Here is a 23,699-nt window from a genome sequence, read left to right on the forward strand (position 1 = left end):
TTGGGAATTCAGAAGTTCGATACAGAGAAGCTGCGTGAGATTATCAAGGTGATCCATGTTCATAGTCAGGATGAAATTGAAATCGAATGGAATTTTGACGATATTTTTTCGGAACAGAGGTAACTTGAGCAGGACAAGAATGACTTATCAGAAGATAATAAAGGTGCTGGGACTACCTGATGGGAGCGTCGGATAGTTTTCGGCAGAAAAAAATAAAATTTTTTTTGTCCTATACTTGACACATCCACATGTATGTAGGCATACATATTGTTCTAATATGGCGAAAGCTGGAATGAATCCGAAAGCACTCCAATATTTAATGGGACATTCTGATATAGGGGTTACATTAAATGTATATACGCATCTGGGATTAATTGATGCAAAAGAAGAGATGAATAGGATTGCAAAACTGGCATAGTATGATAAAATAATAGAAAAAAGAATTAAAAATAATCTGATTATAAGGTTCTTAGAAAGCCTGTTTTCTAGGCTGATTATTACTAAGAAGTTACTAAATTTGGATAAGAAAATATACGAATTTATGCTGGGATATACAGGAAAATGACAGGATTGAAGATTATCAGAAAATGCTTGCGAACAGCGTAAATACAGCATTTCAAGGAGTTTTAAGCAATGATAAGTGTGTTATTTGTCTGCCATGGAAGTACACTAATCGAGCGCGGAAACCCTTGATATTCCTTGACTTTTTGAAGCTAACAGAAAAAATTTACTACTTATTTACTACCTATCAAAATTATTGATTGCCTTGCCACGATATAAATAAAATTGAACATTATTCGCATGAGCGACGTTACCTTATCCCAACCGGGAAACATGGAACGCCGCTATTTTTTTGCCCTCATGTTACGCAGTAAGGGCAAACAAAGCCTTGATTTATGCGGTTCTTAGAGCGCGGAAATGAGAAAGACAAGGGTTGATACCTTTTCCCTCAAAATCGCGTTTCTACTGCGTAACAAATCCAACCAAAGGAGTGATGAAGCTATGGCAGTTTTCCGCGTGGAAAAGAACAAAGGTTATACGGTTATGAGCAACCACCATTTACGCAACAAGGAGCTTTCCTTAAAGGCAAAGGGCTTGTTGTCGCAAATGCTCTCACTTCCCGAAGATTGGGACTACACCCTTGCAGGGCTGTCCCTTATCAACCGGGAAAGTATCGACGCTATTCGTACCGCTGTATGGGAGCTTGAAAAAGCCGGATATATCACAAGGCGGCAGGGACGCGACGAGAAAGGCAAAATGACCGCTATCGAGTACACCATTTACGAACAGCCACAGCCCCCGGCATTGGAAAATCCAACAGCGGATAAGCCGATATTGGAAAATCCGATACCGGATAACCCGACGTTGGAAAATCCAACGCAATTAAATAAAGAACTATTAAAGACTAACTTACCAAAAAAAGAAAAATTAAATACAGATATATCAAGTACCCATTCCATTCCTTTCCGTTCCCTAAATCCCTCTCCCTTAGAGGACGCGGCACAGCCGCCGGAACGGAAGCGAAAGGAAGCGACAGACGCATACCGAGTATATGAGGAAATTATCAAGGACAATATCGAGTATGAGCATTTCATCAAGCACACTGACTTTGAAAAAGAACGCTTGGACGAGATTGTGTCCCTTATCCTTGAAACGGTCTGCACCAGCCGAAAGACTATCCGTATCGCCGGGGACGATTACCCGGCAGAGCTTGTGAAAGCAAAGTTTATGAAACTCAACAGCAGTCATATTGAGTTTGTCTTTGCTTGTATGAGTGAGAACACCACCAAAATCCGCAACATCAAGCAATATCTGAAAGCGGTGCTGTTCAACGCCCCAAACACCATTGACAGCTATTACACCGCCCTTGTCAACCACGATATGTACGGCGGGCGCACTATCCAGTCGGCAAGAAGCAAGGGCATACCCGACTACACCTGCAACGAGGACGAAAGTCTATAAACCAACCCAAAGGAGGATTTTATGATGACACAGAAAACAGGAGCTTTGATTTTTGATGAAACCGCTGACCGCTACGACATTCGCTTTGACCTTAACGACTATTACGGGGGCTTGCATTGCGGCGACTGCATGGAGGTTTTTGTACGCGGCAAATGGAAGCCAACCCGCATGGAGTACGGGGACAACTGGTATCTTGTGGGTATTCGGGCGGCAGACCTTTCCGGGCTGCGGGTACGGATTTAACAGGGCGGCGTGAAAGCGGACGCTCTTTTTTCATGCCCGCCCCGCTTCCCGACGGCGGGCATACCACCATAGAAAGCGAAAGGAGGACACCCATTGCAGGAGGAAACCAACGAAAAGACCATAGCCCTTTACATCAAGACCGGGAAACTGACCGCGCAGCAGCTCCAAAAGGCTATGAAAGCCCTGCTTGCACAGATGAAAAAGCAGCATGACAAACAGAAAATCCCGCATGGAAAGCAGACACTAAAGCAGCTTATGAAGCAGAACGCGGGCGTTTCAAACATTGAAATCACAAAGGACAATATCAAAGCCTTTGAGAGTACGGCGAAAAAATACGGGATTGATTTTGCCCTAAAGAAAGACAGCACCGAAACCCCGCCCCGTTATCTTGTGTTTTTCAAGGCACGGGACGCGGACGCACTGACCGCAGCTTTCAAGGAGTTTTCCGCAAAGAAGCTGACGCAGGAACAAAAGCCCTCTATCCGCAAGCTGCTTTCCACTCTGAAAGATAAGGCGGCGGCTCTGAACGCACAGCGGGACAAAGTAAAAAACAAAGACAGGGGGATTGCAAGATGAACGCTATCAACTGGAAAAAGCTGCTGCTTCCCAACATTCCCTATCTGCTCTTTGTGTATCTTTTTGATAAAGTCGAGCAGGCGGTACGCCTTGCGCCGGGGGCTGACCTGTCCGGCAAGGTGCTGTCGCTTGGGGAGGGCTTTTCTATGGCTTTTGCAAATCCGCTTCCGAGCCTTGCCCCTATGGATTTACTGATAGGGATTTTCGGCGCGGTGCTTATCCGGCTGATTGTCTATGTCAAAGGCAAGAACGCAAAGAAATACCGCAAAGGTGTAGAATACGGCTCTGCCCGTTGGGGAACTGCCGAAGATATACGTCCCTACACCGACCCGGTATTTCAGAATAACGTGCTGCTGACACAAACGGAACGGCTTACCATGAACAGCCGCCCGAAGCAGCCGAAGTATGCAAGGAATAAAAATATCCTTGTTATCGGGGGAAGCGGCAGCGGCAAGACGAGATTTTTTGTAAAGCCGAATTTAATGCAAATGCACAGCTCATACGTTGTAACCGACCCGAAAGGAACGGTTTTAGTCGAGTGCGGGAAGCTCTTACAGCGGGGCGGCTACCGGATAAAAGTGCTGAACACGATTAACTTCAAAAAAAGCATGAAATACAATCCTTTTGCCTATCTCCGCAGCGAGAAAGACATTTTGAAACTGGTAAATACCTTGATTGCCAACACCAAAGGGGACGGGGAAAAAGCCGGGGAGGATTTTTGGGTAAAATCGGAACGGCTCTTTTACTGCGCCCTTATCGGCTACATTTGGTACGAAGCCCCGGAGGAAGAAAAGAACTTCACGACGCTGCTTGAAATGATAAATGCGTCGGAAGCCCGCGAGGACGACCCGGAATTTCAGTCCCCCGTTGACCTCATGTTTGAACGGTTGGAGGAAAAAGACCCGGAACACTTTGCCGTCCGGCAGTATAAAAAATTCCTGCTGTCTGCGGGAAAGACAAGAAGCTCTATCCTCATTTCCTGCGGTGCGCGGCTTGCCCCCTTTGACATTAAGGAGCTGCGCGACCTTATGGAAACTGACGAAATGGAGCTTGACACCATAGGCGACCGCAAGACCGCCCTGTTTGTTATCATTTCCGACACCGACGATACATTTAACTTTGTTGTGAGTATTCTTTACACGCAGCTTTTCAATCTGCTTTGCGACAAGGCAGATGATGAATACGGCGGCAGGCTGCCCGTCCATGTGCGCTGTCTGTTAGACGAGTTTGCAAATATCGGGCAGATACCGAAGTTTGAAAAGCTCATAGCCACTATCCGAAGCCGGGAAATCTCCGCGTCGATTATCTTACAGTCGCAAAGCCAGTTAAAGGCAATCTATAAGGACAACGCCGATACCATAGTCGGCAACTGCGATACCACCCTTTTTTTAGGCGGCAAGGAGAAAACCACCCTCAAAGAAATGTCGGAAATCTTGGGGAAAGAAACCATTGACAGCTTCAACACTTCCGAGAACCGGGGGCGCGAGGTATCGCATGGGCTGAACTATCAGAAGTTAGGCAAGCAGCTTATGACGGAAGATGAAATTGCAGTCATGGACGGCGGGAAATGTATTTTACAGCTTAGAGGGGTGCGCCCGTTCTTCTCTGATAAGTACGATATTACAAAGCACCCCAACTATAAATACCTGTCCGACTATGACAAGAAAAATACCTTTGATATGGAAAAGCATTTAAGGCGCAGACCCGCCCTTGTGAAGCCGGACGAACCCTTTGACTATTACGAAATCAGCGAAGCAGATTTGCAGGAGGACACCGCCCATGAATAGACGTATCCGAAAGAAACAGGATAAGAAAATCACAGAAGCCATAAACGGGCTTATTTTCATTGCTGAGCGACGGGAGCAACAGCGACAGGCAGCTATCCGGCGATTTGTAAAGCGGTGTGAAGCCCTGTATGAGCAGCAGCGAAAGGAGGAATTGACGCAGTAACAAAGAAACAGAAAACTTACAGAATACGCGCCCCTACTGGAAAATCCATAACGCCCATACTTAAAAACTGAATACCGCCGCGCGGCAGACACATAGGCAGCGCGGGGACTTATGACCGCGGCAGTTACAAAACTGACCGCCGTTTTTTATGCCCTTTTATGGGGCAAGCCGCATTTGCGGCAGAAAGGAGCTTTATGGAATTTTTTAACTCTGCTATCGACGTATTACAGACCCTTGTTATCGCACTGGGCGCAGGCTTAGGCATTTGGGGCGTTATCAACCTCTTAGAGGGATATGGAAACGACAATCCGGGTGCAAAATCACAGGGCATTAAGCAGCTGATGGCTGGTGCCGGAATCATGCTGCTGGGAACTACCCTGATTCCACAGCTGGCAACATTGTTCTCTTAAGAGGAGTAGTAGATGAACACCATCATTGAGAGAATTACGGAAGCGATAAAGGATATCCTGATCGGGCTTATCAAGTCAAGTTTGGATAACATGTTCACGTCTGTCAATGAGCAGGTGGGAACCATAGCCGGGCAGGTGGGACAGACACCGCAGGGATGGAATGCAGGGATTTTTAATCTGATTCAGAATTTATCCCAAACAGTGATTGTCCCCATTGCGGGACTGATCATCACCTTTGTCCTGTGCTATGAATTGATCACGATGGTAACACAGAAAAACAATTTCCATGAATTTGAGACTTACAATATTTTCCTCTGGATCTTCAAAGCGTATGTAGCTATTTATCTGGTGACAAATACGTTCAATATCACGATGGCGGTCTTTGACGTTGGCCAGCATGTGGTCAACAATGCCGCCGGAGTAATTTCCGGAAACACAGCAGTGGACGCATCGGAAGCAATCACAAGGATTGTGGATGCACTGGAAGATATGGAACTGGGGGATTTGTTCCTGCTATCCATGGAAACGATGTTGATCAGTGTTACCATGCACATTCTGTCAATTATCATTACGGTAATCTTGTACGGCAGGATGATAGAAATTTACCTTTATACTTCCATAGCACCAATTCCGTTTGCCACTATGACGAATAAGGAATGGGGCAATATCGGAAACAACTATTTAAAAGGCTTGTTCGCACTGGCATTTCAGGGATTCTTCATGATGGTCTGTGTGGGAATTTATGCAGTTTTAGTAAATGCAATGACCATATCCAGTGACCTTCATGCAGCAATGTTTTCAGTAGCGGCTTATACCGTGATTCTTGCATTTTCATTATTCAAGACCGGAAGCCTTAGCAAATCAATATTCAATGCCCACTAACGGGCAGGAAAGGAGCGCATACCATGGCGTATGTACCAGTACCAAAAGACCTTACCAAGGTCAAAACAAAAGTAGCGTTAAATCTGACAAAGCGGCAGTTGATTTTCTTTTCACTTGCCGCAGTTGTGGGAATTCCGTTTTATCTGTTCATGAGAAAACCAATCGGTTCCAGTATCGCTGCCATTCTGATGGTAACGATCATGCTTCCGTTTTTCTTCATGGCGATGTATGAAAAAGACGGGCTTCCCTTTGAAAAAGTGGTGGCAAATATCATTCGACAGAAGTTTATATGTCCAGCGGTAAGACCATATAAGACAGAAAATTTTTATCAGGAGATTTCCACCCTTGTAAAAAAGGAGGGTGTGCCGGATGGCAAAAAAGACAAAGCAGGAGGCTCAGCAGGAGCGTCTGTCCCTGGCGGAAAAAAGAAACCGTCAGGAAAGAAGAAACAAAAAAAGCAGAAAAGAAAGAGAACAGGAAAAGCGTAGGAAGAAGCAGGAACGGGATCGTAGGAAACAGAAAAACATTCCTACAACTGCACAGCAGAGTATTCCGTATATTCGGATGCTGCAGGATGGTATCTGCCAGGTGACAAAGACCTTTTTCTCTAAGACAATTCAGTTTTATGACATCAATTATCAGCTGGCTTTAAATGAGGATAAGACCACGATATTTGAGAATTACTGTGATTTTTTAAATTACTTTGATTCTTCCATCAGTGTGCAGCTGTCCTTTATCAATCAGCAGGTGGATGTGGCTGAATTTGAGAAAAGTATTGATATTCCGGATCAGAACGATGACTTCAATGCCATTCGTGAGGAGTACCGGACCATGTTGAAAAATCAGCTTTCCAAGGGAAACAATGGTCTGGTGAAAACCAAGTATATCACTTTTGGAATCGAAGCAGAAAGCCTGAAGGTGGCAAGACCAAGGCTTGAAAGGATTGAAGCCGATATCCTGAACAACTTTAAAGTTCTGGGAGCACAGGCACATTCCTTAAATGGTCTGGAGCGACTGGAGATTCTGTATCATGTGTTCAACCAGGATCGGATTGAACCATTTAAGTTCCAGTACAAGATGCTGCCGGAAACAGGATTAAAGACCAAAGACTTTATTGCACCAACTTCCTTTAACTTTTCCAAGAATCAGACATTTCTGATGGGAAAGACCATGGGAAGCGTGAGTTATCTGCAGATCCTGGCACCGGAGCTTACAGACCGGATGCTTGCAGATTTCCTGGATGTGGATGACAGCATCAATGTCAATATTCATATCCAGTCCATTGACCAGAGTTCTGCGATCAAGATGATCAAGAGCAAGATTTCAGATTTGGATAAGATGAAGATTGAAGAGCAGAAGCGGGCGGTACGTTCCGGGTATGACATGGATGTGCTTCCATCGGATCTTGTGACCTACGGGGAAGAAGCAAAGAATCTGCTGGAAGATTTACAGTCCAGAAATGAGCGTATGTTTCTTGTGACAGTGTTGGTGATGAATACCGCAAAGAAGCGTCAGAAGCTGGATAACAATATCTTCCAGGTACAGGGTATCGCACAAAAATACAACTGTTCCTTAAAACAGCTGGACTATCAGCAGGAAGCAGCATTGATGTCCTGTATTCCACTGGGAGTCAATCGAATTGAGATTCAGAGAGGGCTTACCACATCGGCAACAGCGATCTTTGTGCCATTTACGACACAGGAACTGTTCCAGGAAGGGGAAGCTCTTTATTATGGATTGAATGCATTATCCAACAACATGATTATGGTTGACCGGAAGCGTCTGAAGAACCCGAATGGACTGATTCTTGGTACACCTGGTTCCGGTAAATCCTTCTCAGCAAAAAGAGAAATTACGAACTGTTTCCTGATTACGGAGGACGATATTATTATTTGTGATCCAGAAGCCGAGTATTATCCACTGGTGCAGGCACTGCACGGACAGGTCATCCGGATTTCACCGGTATCAGACCAGTATATCAATCCGATGGATCTGAACCTGAATTATTCAGAGGAAGATAATCCGCTGTCCTTAAAGGCAGATTTTATTCTGTCCCTGTGTGAACTGATTGTCGGTGGAAAGAATGGACTGGAACCGGTAGAAAAGACGATCATTGACCGTTGTGTGCGGCTGGTCTATCAGGAATATCTCGCTGATCCGGTGCCAGAGAAGATGCCGATACTGGAGGATTTATATAATCTGTTGCGGAAACAGGAAGAGCCGGAAGCACAGCGTCTGGCAACTTCATTGGAGATTTACGTTACAGGTTCCCTAAATGTATTTAATCATCGCACAAATGTGGACATCAACAACCGTATCGTATGTTTTGATATCAAGGAGCTTGGAAAACAGCTGAAGAAGATCGGGATGCTGATTGTGCAGGACCAGGTATGGAACCGAGTGACGATCAACCGTTCCGCTCATAAATCCACCCGTTACTATGTGGATGAATTCCATCTTCTCTTAAAAGAAGAACAGACAGCAGCCTACAGCGTGGAAATCTGGAAGCGATTCCGTAAATGGGGCGGTATTCCGACAGGAATTACCCAGAACATTAAGGATCTTTTAGCTTCCAGGGAAATCGAGAATATTTTTGAAAACTCTGATTTTATCTATATGCTCAACCAGGCATCCGGTGACAGGCAGATTCTGGCTAAACAGTTGAATATTTCACCAACCCAGCTGTCTTATGTAACCAACAGTAATGAGGGTGAAGGACTTCTGTTCTATGGAAATGTGATTATTCCGTTTGTAGACAGATTCCCGAAGAATTCCCTTTATAAGATTATGACAACCCGCCCGGAGGAAACAGCCGAAGCAGGGTAATACAGGAGGAGTAAAACAATGTTACAGGTAATTTCATATGGATTGACATTTTGTGGCGGTGCTGTATTTGGCATCGCTATTCTCTGTTTATTACAGGCAGGGAAAGGGTATCCGAAGAAGGAGGAGTAATCAGTGGCAGAACAGAGAATGAAAGTCAGGGATAAGAAAGTCCAGAAAATGACCAAGGATGGTCTGGTGGAAGAAAACCTGACGGATAAATCTTCTGTTCGTGTCAGTAACCGTGCCAGTGATGTGCAGATGGGAGGAAAACAGGGGGAAAAAGAAGTAAGCCTTGTGGATAAGTCTTCCCGCCAGTCTGAACGGAGTGGGAAAAATATTCGTCCCTCTGTGCAAAAATCCAGAGATGCACCGGAACTGATACGGGCAGAGAAGCAAAGTGAGGATCTTGGACAGAGTAGAAAACAGCAAAATAGAAAAAGAATCCGTGCTGAAGTCGGAAAAGAATCCAGACTTGCAGAAAAATCCGAAGCCGGACAGTCAGGGAGACTGAAAGAAAAACGTGCGGATCTATCAGAAAACAGAGGAGACAGCCGGAGAAATCAGACCGGTGGTAGCAAAAAGCCAAAACAAAAACAGCGTTTGAAGTTTGCTTATGAGGAAACTGGTGCTTCTGTGAAAAATGATAAAGATATGGAGAAATTGAACCAGATGGATACGGATGGAGTCAATTTCCGACATCAGAAACAGAAGGAAAAAGCCAAAAAGTTTTCTTATGAGGAAGCAAAAAAGAAGAAGGAAGCAAAGCAGCATTCCAAGAAGGCACAGGTCTATCAGGCAAATGATGGAGAAGCTCCTGGAAAGAAGAAATCCCGCTTGAAGTTTGGCGAAGGGGAATCTGTGAAAACAGAAAAAACTTCTGTTGTCAAGAAAGCAGGAAGTGCAGCTTCCGCAGCATTGCACCGTGAGATCAGCAAAAATGAAGACGATAATGCGGCGGTAGAAGGTGCCCATAAGTTAGAAGAAAGCGGCGAAGGTGTTTACCGGCTGGAACAGAGAAGTGCCAGACGCAGGAAACAGAGGGCATTCAGAAAAAGAAGCAGACTTGAAAGACAGGAAGAGAAACAGACACAGGCGGCAGCCCGTCAGGAACAGAAGAAACTGAAAAAACAGATTCAGAAGCAACAGATCAAACGGGATTATGCCAAAGCGAAGCGAAGTGAACAGACAGTAGGAACAGCTACAAAAGGTACGATTGATTATATCAAGAAGATTGGCGGCAAAGTCACCAACTTTTTTAAAGAAAACCGGAAGGTGTATATCAGTGTAGCAGTTCTGATCGGATTGATGTTTCTGATCATAACGAATGTCACGTCATGCTCTGCAGTGTTTTTACAAAATGTGATCACTTACACCGGAACCAGTTATCTGTCATCGGATCAGGCAATCCGGGAAGCGGAACTGTATTACACACAGCTGGAAGCTAATCTGCAGGAGCGGATCAACAATATGGAATCTGAAGAACCAGGACATGAGGAATACCGATATAACATCGGACCTATTGAGCATGATCCGTTTATCCTGATTAGTTATCTGTCTGCAAAGTATGAAGAATTTACTTTTGAACAGGTCAAGCCGGAGCTGGACGCCTTGTTTGCAGAGCAATATCATTTAACTACTGAAGCAGTCAATGAGACTGTAACGGAGACAGCAACAGTAAGAGTTGGAGAATCTTTGGGACAGGTTGTGACCAGTGGATATTGTAACTGTCCAATCTGTTGTGGTATTTGGAGCGGAGGACCGACTGCCAGTGGAGCATATCCAACTGCCAATCATACCTTAGCGGTAGATGCTTCCAATCCGTTTGTTCCAATGGGAACAAAGGTAGTTATGAATGGTGTCGAATATACCGTAGAAGATACCGGAGCTTTCGCAAGATACGGTGTACAATTTGATGTCTATTATGACAGTCATGCGGCAGCATCTGCACATGGACATCAGACCTGGGAATGTTATCTTGCAGATGATAACGGAAGCAATGAAGTCGAAGTGACCAGAATCAGAGATGTGGACACGCTGAATGTAACATTGACCAGTGGAAACCTGATGTCAATCTGTCAGGACAGGTTGGGATTTTTCCAGAAAGAACTGTTCAGTGCCTACAACGATACCAAAGGCAACCTGCAGATGTTTGCAACACCGGTTGATTTTAACTGGTATTCCAGTGTGACCAGCTATTATGGATATCGGATTCATCCAATATCAGGAGCAAATCAGTTACACAATGGTATGGATATCGGAGCACCGGAAGGGACAAAAGTAATGGCAGGGCTGACCGGAACGGTTACAACTTCTGCTTATAACGACAGCTATGGCAATTATGTTGTAATCAAGGACAGTAAAGGCTATGAACTGCGGTATGCACATTTAAGCAGCCGGAGTGTATCTGCAGGTGCATCCGTCACGAAAGGTGATGAGATCGGTCTTGTAGGAAATACCGGAAATTCTACAGGAAGCCATCTTCACATTGAACTTTTGAAAAATGGAGAGCGGTTAAACCCGATCTTTTATCTGGAAACAGGAGAAGGGACAGGCTTTGGTGGTAATGAATATACCAGTGAAGCAGCGCAACGTTTACTGGAAGAGGCTGCAAAATATCTTGGAACACCGTATGTGTGGGGCGGATATTCCCCAAGTGGATTCGATTGTTCCGGATTTGTCAGCTACTGTCTGGTTCATTCCGGGGTAAGAAATACGGGAAGGCTGACTGCACAGGGACTGTACAACATTTGTACGCCAGTATCCCAGTCAGAAGCACAGCCAGGAGATCTGATCTTCTTTACCGGAACCTACGATGCAGGAGAACCAGTAACGCATATTGGAATCTATGTGGGCAATGGTCAGATGATCCATTGTGGGCATCCGGTTCAGTACACGTCCATCAACTCTCCATACTGGCAGAGCCATTTCTATGGATTCGGGCGATGGTAAGGAAAAGGGCGGTATAACAGCCGCCCGGAAAGGAGAAGAGATGAAAAGTCTTGAAAAAGCAACGGCAGATTATGAGAAAGCCAAGGAAAAAATGGAAGCATCTAAAGCCAGATATGAAGCAGATTTAAAGCGGTTCAAGGCTGCGGAGATTGCAAAAACAGAAGCAGAAAATCTGGAAATTGTAAGAATTATCCGTGCAATGGATATGAGTATTCCGGAATTGGAAGCTTTTAAAAAGAAAATGAAAAATGAGTTGCCCGGCAGGGTAGAAATACAGAAGGAGGAAATAAAAGCCGATGATGAATCTGGAAAAAATGAAACAGAAGAAGAGAACAAATACTAAAAGCAGGGTAAAAAAGAGTCTGCTTGCAGCAACGACATTTCTTTGCCTGACAACACCTTTGCTCCAGACACAGACTGCTTATGCAGCTGAGAATACCACGCCTGCAATCACGATTGAGAAACCGGATGGCTGGAAACAGGGAGAAACAACCATTGCTGTTACGGTAGATGCCAGCCATATGCCGGAAGGTTTCTCAATAGCAAAGATTGAAGCAAAAGCAGGAAAAGATGGAAGCTGGCAGGATGTAACTGGAAGCGGAAGTATCACGATCACAGGAAATCAGACAGTGTATGTGCGTGTGACAGATGGTGATGGAAAGGTGTATGAGCAGAATCGTTCTATTAAGTGTTATGACACGGAAAAGCCGACACTCTCTGCTTCCCTGACAGATGGTGTGCTGACGATTCAGGGGAATGATACAGTATCCGGGATTACTGCAGTAACAGTTAATGGCACCACTTATACAGATCTGAAGGATGGAATGCTGAGAGTGCAACTAACACAGAAAGATTTTACTACAAAACAGATTGAGATTACGGTAACAGACGGTGCCGGAAATACTTCTGAAAAGTATGTGTTGCAGAATCCTTATTATGAATGGGCAAAGAAGCAGGCAGAGAAACAGAAAACCTCCAGTGACAGCAATGGTGCAATGGCAACTACGACCAGTGCAGATGCAACGGGAACTGAAAAAACAACGACTTCTCCGCTTCCGCAGGATGCACAAGCTTCTGAGCCAACAGATGCAAAAGGAACTGTGGATGATCGGACAGTGACAGGTATTGAGGAACAGCTTAATAAAGAAGGCGAGACAGCAGATTCTGTTACTAAAACAGCTACGGAAGGCACAAAAGAGTTTTATACCATTTCAACTAAGAGTGGTAAGATTTTTTATCTGATCATCGACAATTCAAAATCTCAGGATAATGTGTATTTCCTTACAGAAGTCAGCGAGAAAGATCTGATGAACTTCACACTTTCTGATTCCGTGACACTTCCGGAAGTAGATACTGTTTATGCAGAACCAGAGAAACAGGCTGAAGAAGAAAAGCCGGAAACAACTGAGACAGCTGAGAAAGATAAGGTAGAGGATGAAATCCAGATGCCAGAAGATAAAAGTCCATTTGGAACGTATCTTCTGATTGCACTGGTTGCAGTAGGAGCTGCGGCAGGAGGATATTACTTCAAAGTCTATAAACCAAAGCATGAATATGATGACGAGGATGAGATGGAAGAGGATGAAGATGAATCCGAAGATTCAGAATCTGAAAAGCGGGAAGTAGACGATGCAGATGAGCAGGAAGAAAGTATAGAACCAGAAATCCTGAGAGACGAGGATTTTGATGATGCTGTGCTGGAAGATGAAGAAGAGGAGCAGGAGTAAATGAAGTTAGTGATTGCAGAAAAGCCATCGGTTGCGATGGCACTGGCTTCCGTGATTGGAGCCAGAACAAGAAAAGATGGCTACGTGGAAGGAAACGGTTATCTCGTTTCCTGGTGCGTAGGACATCTGGTTGGATTATGTGATGCATCAGAATACGATGAAAAATATAAAAAATGGAGATATGAAGATCTGCCGATTGTGCCGGAATGTTGGAAACACAGGGTATTGGAAGGCACGAAAAAGCAGTTTGGAATCTTGAAAAAACTGATGCGAGATTCCAAAGTAGATGAAGTAATCTGTGCTACAGATGCCGGGCGGGAAGGAGAACTAATCTTCCGTCTGGTGTATGAGCAGGCAGGATGCAAAAAGCCGATGAAGCGGCTCTGGATCTCTTCCATGGAGGAACAGGCAATTAAAGATGGATTTGCGTCATTAAAAGACGGTTCGTGTTATGACAGTCTCTATCAGTCAGCACTTTGCAGGGCAAAGGCAGACTGGCTGGTGGGAATCAATGCGAGCCGTCTTTTTTCCGTTCTGTATAACCAGAATCTGAAAGTTGGAAGAGTACAGACACCAACACTTGCCATGATCGTGGATCGAAATCAGAAGATCAAGGAATTTACCAAAGAAAAATATTATATGGCTCATATCAAGTTTGACGAGATGGATGCGGTCACAGAGCATTTTCAGAAAAAAGAAGATGCAGATAGAGTGGCTGCGGACTGTATGGAGCGTATGTGCGAAGTGGAAAAGGATGATGTGAAAGAAAAAACGGTCCGTCCTCCGAAGCTCTATGATTTGACCACTCTGCAGAGGGAAGCAAACAGAATGTTTGGTTATACCGCACAGCAGACATTGGATGCCGTGCAGGAGATGTATGAGCAGAAGCTGGTCACTTATCCGAGAACAGACAGCCAGTATCTGACAGATGAGATGGGAGAAAGCACTGAAACACTGATTCAGATGTTACTTGGGAAAATGCCTTATGCTGAAGGTCTGGAATATCACCCAGACGTGAGTAAGGTATTAAATTCAAAGAAAGTATCCGATCACCATGCGATTATCCCAACCATGGAAGTAGCCAAAGCAGATATTGGTGAACTGAAAGAACGAAACCGCAAGATTTTGTATCTGATCAGTGCCAGGGTTCTGACAGCAACTGCAGATCCTTATATTCATGAAAGCCATAAATGCCAGATCACCTGCAATTATCATACGTTTTATCTCACAGCAAAGAAAACAAAGCAGGAAGGATTCAAGGCGATCGAAAATAAATTGAAACAGTTCTTTGGCGTAAAGATTGAGAAAGAAGAGCCGGAGCTGGATATCTGGGCAGGCAAGCATTACGGTCCCTGTGATTCTTTGGTATCGGAGCATTTCACACAGCCACCGAAACAGTACACAGAAGATACCCTGCTTTCTGCGATGGAACGTGCAGGGAATGAAGAACTGACCGAAGATACAGAAAAGAAAGGACTTGGTACTCCGGCAACAAGGGCAGCAATCATTGAAAAACTGATTCAGTCTGGTTTTGTGAAAAGGGAAAAGAAAAATCTGGTGCCGACAGATGATGGTAATGTATTGATTACAGTTCTGCCAGATGAGATTAAATCTCCGAAGATGACCGCAGAGTGGGAAATGGCATTGAATCACATTGCCCAGAATACAGAGACAGCAGATGAATTCCTAAATGGGATTACAGAACTGATGCAGGAACTGGTTGCCAGGTATCAGGGAATTTCAGAAGAAAAGAAAAATCAGTTTCAGGGAAAGGCAAAAGGAGAAGTCATTGGCAAATGTCCCCGATGTGGAGCAGATGTCCAGGAAGGGAAAGTAAACTTTTACTGTTCTGACCGGAACTGTACTTTTACCTTATGGAAGAATGATAAATTCCTTGCGAGTCAGGGAAAAAAGATGGATAAGACGGCAGCAAAGAAGTTCCTGTCTAAAGGAAAAATCCATTATAAGGATCTGGTATCAAGAAAAACAGGGAGACAGTACGAAGCAACTGTGGAGATGGTTGATCCCGGAGAGGGAAATGTACAGTTCAATCTGATTTTTCCACAACGATAAGTAGTGTATTGCAGGCAGTCTAAGGACTGTCTGTTTTAATACAAATATATGAAAGAGAGGACCTTAGCATGAAGAAAAAAGGTAATTTTAGAAAAGTAGTATCTGGCTTGCTGGCAGGCATGACAATGCTTAGTACAGTGCTATCTCCGATGACGGCATATGCAGCGGAGATCCAGCCAGAGGAGAAACCTCCACTTTATGAGGAAGTGAAAGACCTTCTGGATGAAGATGAGGTGGTGACTGCCAAAGATTATGAAATCGAAACAGGCAGTGTATTTAATGTGAAATCAGATTATACCGGACTGGAAATCAAGGATGATAACAAGGTTAAAGTCACATTTGAGGAAGCAAAGAATGATAAGAATGAGGATTTTACGACAGATCATGCGGACACTTACAAAGCGGTCTATTATGTGGAACCGGTAAATCAGGAGCATCCGAAGTACCAGATCAGCCGAAAGCTGATTGTGCGTGAGAAAGAAACAGAAGTGCAGACAGAAACTGCAGGGAGTGAAGCAGTAACCGAATCAGAAACAGCTGGCAGTGAACAGCAGACAGAGGAAACGGAGAATTCAGAAGCAGACTCGGAATTGCTTCCAACAGAGGAAGTGACGGAAAGCGAGATAGAAGAATTTGATTCTCAGGCAAGCGAACTATTACCGGATATGGAAGAAGATACTGAAAATACAACGGATTCGGAAACAGGTCTTACAGTATCGGATGCAATGGAGCAGGCGGAAGAGGAAGGAATTGATTTATACGCCATGGAAGCTGGTGAAACAGTCACTTTTATGGCAAAGACAAGTGCAAGAAGTGTACAGAAAGTATCTGTTACAAGAGGAACTCTGTATCGTTATGCGGATTATGGTTATGGTTCTTATCTTAACTATCAGTATACGGTTCAGTTTGGAAATGTATCTGCGACTGCTTACTGTGTACAGCCATCAAAACCGGGACCAGGAACAGGTAATTACACGATTAGTAAAGTCGGAGATGGAAAAACATTAGCTAAGGTATGTTATTACGGAACCAAGGCAGCAGGAGATGAAGGATTCTTTACAGAAGAGAATGGTTATGGAAATCTTAGTGCTGGAGCAAAATTCATTCTTGTTCATCTGGCGGCTTCTTATGCTAATGGAAGTGGCGACGCTTTTTCCGGAGCGAATAGTACAGCCAAGAATTTAGCAATGAAATTGTATAATTATTGTGTTTCACAGCCAGAAATACCGGATGTAGCAATGTCATTTTCTGATGGAGATGTAAAAGCTTATGTGGATGGCAATTCACAGAGAACCAAAGATATTACATTCAAAGCAGATAAGCTACAGACAATTACGATGAAGCTTCCGTCTGGTGTGAAACTTCATAATCTAAGCACAGGCACAACAAGTAAAGCTGGTGCAAGTGTAGAAATTTGCGGAGGAACAAAGTTTTATCTTTCTGCACCACTGACACAGGTGAGTGACGTGGCACAGAGCTGGTCTTCTACAATGAAGGGAAGTATTACAAAAGATTACTCTGCTTATAAAATCACCACCGGATCTGACACGCAGGATCTTGCGTTGGTATTTGGTGAAGGTGTGACAGATGAAAAATATATTGATTTCAAAGTGTCTTGGATTGAACAGGCTACGATCGAAATCGTAAAGAAAGACGATACAGCGGATGTCAATCTTGCAGGTGCAGTATTCGGTGTATACAGCGATGAGGCATGTACAAAGCTGATCACTCAGATGCCGGCAACAGATAAGAATGGAAAATCCTCTGTTACGATCATCAAGACACAGGATACCGTTTATCTGAAAGAGATCACAGCGCCACAGGGATATGTAGTAAATGCAACGGCAACAAATGTGAAACTGGTAGCAAGTAAGACCTCGGCTGTGACCGTGGAAAACAAGGAGCAGCTGGCAGAGCTTACCATTTACAAAGAAGGTCAGGTTCTTATCGGTGCAGAAGTCAGTGAGAGTGGAACCGTATTCCAGTATGAGAACCGCAGACAGAAAAATGCAGTATATAACGTGTATGCCGGAGCGGATATCGTAACTGCTTATGGCACAAAAGTGTACAGCAAAGGTGACTTGGTAAAAGAAAATCTGACAACAGGTGAGAATGGTTCTGTCACACTGAAAAACCTGCATCTTGGAACCTATGTGGTAAAAGAAGCAAAAGCACCGGACAATTTCTATAACGGCAGCGAAGAAAAGCCAGTGACTCTGACCTATGCCGGACAGAATAAAGAAGTTGTATTTGCAGATGTGACTTTTAACAACGAGAGACAGAAAGCAGATGTTTCCGTAGTAAAACAGGATAAAGACACCAAGAAACCACTGAATGGCGGTATTTTTGCTCTGTATGCATCCGATGATATTAGAAATGCAGACGGAACCGTTGTTGTGAAAAAAGGAACACTGATTGAGAAAGCAACTACTGGAGCAGATGGGAATGCAAAATTCACAGCGGATCTTCCGATTGGATATTCCTATTTTGTAAAAGAAGATCAGGCACCGGAAGGCTATGTAAGAAATACAGAAGATGTGTATACGTTCAAGTTTTCTTACACCAATGATAAAGAAGCAACCGTATCTTTTGCCCATACCTTCAGTAATGACCGTGTGACAGCAAAGATCAATTTATTCAAAGTTGATAAAGAAACAGGAAAAGCAGTACCGCAGGGAGATGCCACACTGAAAGGTGCAGTTTATGGTCTGTATGCCCGTGAAGATATTGTGCATCCGGACGGAGCAACCGGAACTATTTATAAAGCAGGAGAACAGATAGCTTCTCTTACAACCGATGACAAAGGACAGGCTTCTGTAAATGGCTTGTATCTTGGCAAATATTATATCAAAGAGATTACACCTCCGACCGGATACCTGGCAGATACAGAAGAGCATGATCTTACGTGCAGTTATGAAGGAGATATGACAGCAGAAGTGAAAAGAGAGTGCACTTCCAGTGAGCAGGTCATCAAGCAGCCATTCCAGATTATTAAAGCAGCCAACAATGGAAAGACAGATGCAGATCTGTTATCCGGAGCTGGATTTACAGTTTATCTGAAATCTTCCCTTACAAAGAAAGCAGATGGCAGTTATGATTTTGATTCTGCAAAACCAGTAGTGAGTGGAGAAAAAGGAGCAACTGAGATTTTCACAGATGAAAAAGGGTATGCCTGCAGTATTCCATTACCATTTGGAAGCTATATCGTGCGTGAGACAACAACACCGCACAACTACAAGCCAGTCGATGATTTTGAAGTGAATATCACAGAGCATCATCCAAATGAGCCACAGATCTGGCGAGTGCTTCTGGATGAAGAGTTTAAGGCAAAACTGAAAATCGTGAAAAAAGACGATGAAACAAAGAAATCCGTCCTGATTGCAGGAACAGAATTTAAAGTGTACGACCTGGACAACAAGAAGTATGTGGAACAGGTAACAACTTACCCAGTGACAACAACCCATAAGTCCTATTTTACGGACAGCCAGGGATATCTGATCATGCCGAAGAATCTGAAGATCGGACATTACCGCATTGAGGAAGTCAACGCACCGGAAGGGTACACAATCAACAAGAACTATGTAGAGATTGCGGTGGATGCAAACACAGCATACCAGATGGATTCTGAGAGCGGAGATGCCATTATTACGGTAGATTACGAGAACCATCCGGTAAAAGGAAAGCTGACGATCTATAAAAAAGGTGAAATGCTGACCGGATTCAAAAAGGATTTTGTTTATGAAGAAAGATACCTTAAGGGTGCGGAATTTAATGTCTATGCAGCTGAAAATATCTATACACCGGATTATCAGAAAGATGAAAACGGAAACAGACAGCTGATCTATGCAAAAGATGCACTGGTAACAACGGTAACGACTGGAGAAGACGGAAAAGCAGTTGCAGAGAATCTGCCGCTTGGTTCTTACTATGTGGTAGAAAAGACTGCACCGGAAGGATTCGTACTGAACCATGACAGATCAGAAGTCGCATTTGTCTATGCCAATCAGGATACACCTGTGATCGAACAGGAAGTGACTGTTGGCGATGACCGACAGAAAGTTGCAATCCAGGTAGAAAAACAGGATGCAGAAAATGGTGCAACCGTAGCAGGAGCTGTCTTTGGTATCTATAACAAAGCGGATATCAAGGCAGATGGAAAAGCAATCGTGAAAGCAGACACACTCTTACAGGAAATGACTTCTGATAATGATGGTCTTGCGGCATGTACGCTGGATCTGCCACTTGGACAGTATTATGTGAAGGAGTTAAAGGCACCGGCGGGATTTGTATCCTCTGATGAAGTTCTGAATCTGGATGCTTCTTACCAGGGACAGGATGTGAAGACAGTAAAACTGAAAACTGTGAAAAAGAACCAGCCGACAACAGTAGAAATCACGAAATCTGATGTAACAACAGGTGTGGAGCTGGATGGGGCAAAACTCACCGTTCTTGATAAAGAAGGAAATGTTGTGGATCAGTGGACGTCTGTAAAAGATCAGCCACATGTGATCAAACGCCTGACAGTTGGAGAGGAATACACTCTTCGTGAGGAAATGGCACCTTATGGATATCTGAAAGCAACGGATGTGAAGTTCACTCTGGAAGATACCGCCGAGATTCAGAAAGTAGAGATGAAAGATGAAGTACCGACAGGACTTCTGATCATCAACAAAAATGGAGAGTTTTTGGATAAGGTAACACTTTTGGATCATGTAAAAGGTACCGTGGAGCATCTTTTTGAGTATGTAACCGGAAGCCTTACAGATGTGACGTTCGATGTATTTGCTGCGGAAGATATCAAAGCGGCAGATGGTGTCAGTGAAGATTATTTCAAAGCAGATGAAAAAGTGGGAACCATTACTACAGATTCCAATGGTATTGCACAGATGGGAGATCTCCCGGCTGGAAAATACTATGTGAAGGAAGTAAAAACAGCCCATGGTTATGTGCTGGACAAAGAGCCGAGATATGTTGATCTTTCTTACCGTGATCAGGACACACCAGTCATCACTTATGATGAGAAATGGCAGAATGCCCGTCAGAAAGTAAAGATTACGGTTCTGAAGAAAGAAAAGGATACAGAACGTGTCCTTGCAGGTGGTGTCTTCGGTCTTTATACCAGTGAAAATATCAAAAATGCAAAGGGCGAGGTACTTCTTGAGAAAGACAGTCTGATTGAGCAGCGGGTAACGGATGAAAAAGGACAGATCACTTTTACGGCAGATCTTCCGGTAGACGGAAAATACTATGTGAAAGAGATCTTTGCACCGGACGGATTTGTTACAACAGATGAAGTACAGGAATTTACCTTTGAATATGCTGGAGAAGACCAGGCAGAAGTAAGCTACGACTTTACTTTTGAAAATCAGCCAACCACAGTAGAGCTGACCAAAACAGACCTGACAACAGGCAAAGAACTTCCAGGTGCACACCTGAAAGTAACGGATTCAGATGGCAATACAGTAGATGAATGGACTTCTACGGAAGAATCCCATGTGATCAAAGAACTGGTTGTTGGTAAGGAATACACCATGACAGAGACAAAACCGGCAGATGGATATGTCACTGCAGAAAGCATTACTTTCACAGTAGAGAATACAGCAGAGGTTCAGAAGCATGAGATGAAAGATGATGTGACAAAAGTGCAGATCAGTAAGACGGATATCACAGGAGAAACTGAGATTCCGGGTGCGAAACTGACAATTCTCGATAAGGATGATCAGGTAGTAGAGAGCTGGATTTCCACAGAGGAAGCACACTATATTGAAAAACTGCCAATCGGTAAATACACCTTACGTGAAGAGCAGGCACCGAAAGGATATCTTCTGACAGCCGATGTGACATTTGAGGTGAAAGATACCGGAGAAATCCAGAAAGTGGCTATGAAAGATGATACTGCCAAGGGAAAAGTGATTCTCAATAAGACAGATAAATCGTCAGGAGAACCACTGAAAGGGGTAGAATTTGAACTCCGTGACAGCAAAGGAAAAGTTCTGGAAACTTTAAAGACAGATGCTGCCGGTCATGCAGAAAGTAAGCTGTATGAGATTGCCACATTTAAGAACGGCAAATATGATACAGCGATCAAGTATTATCTGGTGGAAACAAAGACACTGGATGGATACACACTGGATCAAACCAAGCATGAAGTGACATTTGCTTATGCAGATGACAGTACACCGGTTGTAGAAGTTACCTTTAATCTGACAAATGAGAAGCCGGAAGTTCCAGAAACACCGAACACACCGGATACACCACAGTCCCATGAAGAGACGAAGGTATCAAACGCACCAAAAACAGGTGACAGCACAAATATCTGGCTGCCGATCCTGCTTCTGATAATCTCCACAGGAGGTATGGCAGGACTTTATATCAGCAGAAAAAGGAAAAACAAATAAGGAAACCAACGGTTATGATTGGGAGCTTCTATGTGAGGCTCCCTTTTTCATACACAAAATCACAGAAAGGAACAGAAAACTATGATGAAAGCAATGGAAAAAAGACAGGAAGCACGAAAAAACCAGGAGAAAACTTTAAAGAGAATGATGGCTTATCAGAAGAAAGCTGAGCAGATGGTCAGCAGAAAAAGAATGAACCATCACATGATCAGAAAGGGGTAAAAGCGTATGATGAACAGAAAAGAATTTTATGAATATGTCAAAGACAATGTAAAGGAGTATCTGCCAGAGTCTTACAGGGACGCAGAAATTAAACTTCAGGAAGTAGAAAAAAACAACGGTTTGAAGCTGACAGGTATTACGATTCCAAACGGAGATCAGAGAATCGTACCGACGGTCTATCTGGATTCCCTCTACCAGGAATATATCAATGGGAAAGATGTAGATTCTTGTGTTGGGGATGTAGCTGATATGCGTATTGAAGCACAGGGTAAAGCAGAATTTTTTGATATGGGAGTTCCGGATATTCCTGATTATGAAAAGATGAAGGACAAATTACAGATGAGAATTTGTGACAAAGAATGGAATACCGATCGTTTGGCAGACAAAGTAGTCACAGAACACGGAGATTTTGCAGCTTATTATGCAGTAAATCTGGAGGAAAATGGAGAGGGAATCAGCAGTATTCCAGTAACTGTTTCTCTGATGAACGAATGGGGAGTATCTGTCGAACAGATTCAGGCAGATGCGATGATGGCAGATAAGAACAGAGGCGTGCAACTGGTGGATATGACACAGATTATCGAATCTATGATTTTTGGAGGAACACCGAAGAATCTTTTGAATGAAAAACTGGATATGGAAACTGTGGAGAATCCAATGTTCTGCCTTACCAATGAATCTAAGATGAATGGAGCTTCCCTGTTACTGCAGGAAGATATTCGAAAACAGATTGGGGAATGCCTGGGAAGTGATTACTTTGTCATCCCATCTTCCGTTCATGAAGTGCTGATTCTCCCGGATAACGGTATTTTACAGGTTCCAGAATTAAATGCGATGGTACAGGAAGTCAATGAGACACAAGTGGAAAGACAGGAACAGCTTTCTGATAAGGTTCAGTTCTGTGACAAAAAGACCGCAGTATTGGAAAATGCTGAGCGCAGGGAAGCACGTCTGGAGAAAGAAAAAGTAGCCGAAAAAGCGGAAGTAAAAGGTGGAATCCATGGAAGATTGGAGAAAGCTAAGGCAGAAATCAAGGCAAAAGGGACGGATACAATCCCAAAGAGTAAGGCGAGAGATCTTGCTACAGCATTATAAAGTGAAAAGAAAACGATGGCTTATGGGGACTGTGCAGAGCAGTCCCCAATTTTTTGAAGTTGGAGGAGAAAAGAATATGGATTGGTGTTTATATGGTGAAGACAAAAGGAGGGAAATTGATAGAGATTTAAAACCGGAATATCTTTTGGATGATTTACGGAGATATCAGGATGTATTTGGCGAAGAGTTTGGTGTGAAAGAACTTCTTATGCTGGAGGATATCAGGGTAAAGGCTATGATTGCCGGAGCACTTGCAGATATGCCGGAATTTCTTGTTGATCAGATTGGAAAAGCAAATAATAGCAGTAGCTTTCCTTCCGTGACAAGGGCAATGGAACGGATTGCCGATGTTGTAGAAGAAAAGTGGGAAGAAGAAAGGGAGTAAC

General features: G+C 43.7%; 19 protein-coding genes. All 19 read left to right on the plus strand.

All coding sequences use genetic code 11. The features are described 5' to 3' along the window. Positions 1 to 235 precede the first annotated feature (235 nt). The 19 genes from G5B11_RS11165 (at position 236) to G5B11_RS11255 (ending at position 23,698) form a co-directional block, all read left to right on the plus strand. The gene (locus tag G5B11_RS11165; protein WP_226845253.1) at positions 236 to 418 is read left to right on the plus strand and encodes a tyrosine-type recombinase/integrase; all 183 of its coding nucleotides are present in this window, start codon (positions 236 to 238) and stop codon (positions 416 to 418) included. 584 nt (positions 419 to 1,002) lie between these two features. After that, a complete protein-coding gene (locus G5B11_RS11170) occupies positions 1,003 to 1,962 on the plus strand; it encodes a DUF6017 domain-containing protein (protein WP_173728248.1) in 960 nt (319 codons plus the stop codon). A gap of 24 nt (positions 1,963 to 1,986) precedes the next feature. Beyond that, positions 1,987 to 2,205 (plus strand): DUF5348 domain-containing protein, encoded by a 219-nt coding sequence (locus G5B11_RS11175; protein ID WP_055201173.1) that lies wholly within the window; start codon positions 1,987 to 1,989, stop codon positions 2,203 to 2,205. 93 nt (positions 2,206 to 2,298) lie between these two features. Next, positions 2,299 to 2,781, plus strand: coding sequence for a PcfB family protein (locus G5B11_RS11180; protein WP_173728222.1), 483 nt, complete (start codon positions 2,299 to 2,301; stop codon positions 2,779 to 2,781). Continuing rightward, the gene (locus G5B11_RS11185; protein WP_173728224.1) at positions 2,778 to 4,568 is read left to right on the plus strand and encodes a VirD4-like conjugal transfer protein, CD1115 family; all 1,791 of its coding nucleotides are present in this window, start codon (positions 2,778 to 2,780) and stop codon (positions 4,566 to 4,568) included. Before G5B11_RS11180 ends, G5B11_RS11185 begins: the two co-directional genes overlap by 4 nt. Then, on the plus strand, positions 4,561 to 4,731 hold the full coding sequence (locus tag G5B11_RS11190; protein WP_173728226.1) for a hypothetical protein: 171 nt from the start codon (positions 4,561 to 4,563) through the stop codon (positions 4,729 to 4,731). The genes G5B11_RS11185 and G5B11_RS11190 overlap by 8 nt, the downstream gene beginning before the upstream one ends. Before the next feature lie 194 nt (positions 4,732 to 4,925). After that, entirely contained in the window at positions 4,926 to 5,141 is a 216-nt protein-coding gene (locus G5B11_RS11195) for a Maff2 family protein (RefSeq protein ID WP_173728228.1), read from the plus strand. 12 nt (positions 5,142 to 5,153) lie between these two features. Continuing rightward, positions 5,154 to 6,023: a VirB6/TrbL-like conjugal transfer protein, CD1112 family gene (locus tag G5B11_RS11200; protein WP_027090294.1), complete on the plus strand. Its 870-nt coding sequence runs from the start codon at positions 5,154 to 5,156 to the stop codon at positions 6,021 to 6,023. A 23-nt stretch (positions 6,024 to 6,046) separates the two neighbouring features. Continuing rightward, a complete protein-coding gene (locus G5B11_RS11205; RefSeq protein WP_012744297.1) occupies positions 6,047 to 6,511 on the plus strand; it encodes a PrgI family protein in 465 nt (154 codons plus the stop codon). Next, the gene (locus G5B11_RS11210; RefSeq protein WP_027090295.1) at positions 6,393 to 8,849 is read left to right on the plus strand and encodes a VirB4-like conjugal transfer ATPase, CD1110 family; all 2,457 of its coding nucleotides are present in this window, start codon (positions 6,393 to 6,395) and stop codon (positions 8,847 to 8,849) included. Before G5B11_RS11205 ends, G5B11_RS11210 begins: the two co-directional genes overlap by 119 nt. 18 nt (positions 8,850 to 8,867) lie before the next feature. Beyond that, positions 8,868 to 8,978, plus strand: a complete 111-nt coding sequence (locus G5B11_RS11215) for a DUF3789 domain-containing protein (protein WP_118342920.1) — start codon at positions 8,868 to 8,870, stop codon at positions 8,976 to 8,978. An 18-nt stretch (positions 8,979 to 8,996) separates the two neighbouring features. Beyond that, complete coding sequence (locus tag G5B11_RS11220; RefSeq protein WP_044905510.1) at positions 8,997 to 11,798, plus strand: CD1108 family mobile element protein; 2,802 nt, start codon at positions 8,997 to 8,999, stop codon at positions 11,796 to 11,798. Next, positions 11,779 to 12,141 (plus strand): DUF4315 family protein, encoded by a 363-nt coding sequence (locus G5B11_RS11225; protein ID WP_012744294.1) that lies wholly within the window; start codon positions 11,779 to 11,781, stop codon positions 12,139 to 12,141. Before G5B11_RS11220 ends, G5B11_RS11225 begins: the two co-directional genes overlap by 20 nt. Next, complete coding sequence (locus tag G5B11_RS11230) at positions 12,095 to 13,525, plus strand: CD1107 family mobile element protein (RefSeq protein ID WP_023922641.1); 1,431 nt, start codon at positions 12,095 to 12,097, stop codon at positions 13,523 to 13,525. Before G5B11_RS11225 ends, G5B11_RS11230 begins: the two co-directional genes overlap by 47 nt. Next, positions 13,526 to 15,598 (plus strand): DNA topoisomerase 3, encoded by a 2,073-nt coding sequence (locus tag G5B11_RS11235; RefSeq protein WP_173728231.1) that lies wholly within the window; start codon positions 13,526 to 13,528, stop codon positions 15,596 to 15,598. Between the two features lie 68 nt (positions 15,599 to 15,666). Continuing rightward, on the plus strand, positions 15,667 to 21,996 hold the full coding sequence (locus tag G5B11_RS11240; RefSeq protein WP_173728233.1) for a SpaA isopeptide-forming pilin-related protein: 6,330 nt from the start codon (positions 15,667 to 15,669) through the stop codon (positions 21,994 to 21,996). 81 nt (positions 21,997 to 22,077) lie between these two features. Next, complete coding sequence (locus G5B11_RS11245) at positions 22,078 to 22,218, plus strand: hypothetical protein (RefSeq protein WP_005344203.1); 141 nt, start codon at positions 22,078 to 22,080, stop codon at positions 22,216 to 22,218. A gap of 6 nt (positions 22,219 to 22,224) precedes the next feature. Then, entirely contained in the window at positions 22,225 to 23,313 is a 1,089-nt protein-coding gene (locus G5B11_RS11250; protein ID WP_173728235.1) for a DUF5688 family protein, read from the plus strand. Positions 23,314 to 23,389: 76 nt separating this feature from the next. After that, positions 23,390 to 23,698: a hypothetical protein gene (locus G5B11_RS11255; RefSeq protein WP_023922639.1), complete on the plus strand. Its 309-nt coding sequence runs from the start codon at positions 23,390 to 23,392 to the stop codon at positions 23,696 to 23,698. The last annotated feature ends 1 nt before the right edge of the window (position 23,699 follow it).

The sequence above is a fragment of the Blautia glucerasea genome, assembly GCF_013304385.1.
Lineage (GTDB): Bacteria > Bacillota > Clostridia > Lachnospirales > Lachnospiraceae > Blautia_A > Blautia_A ammoniilytica.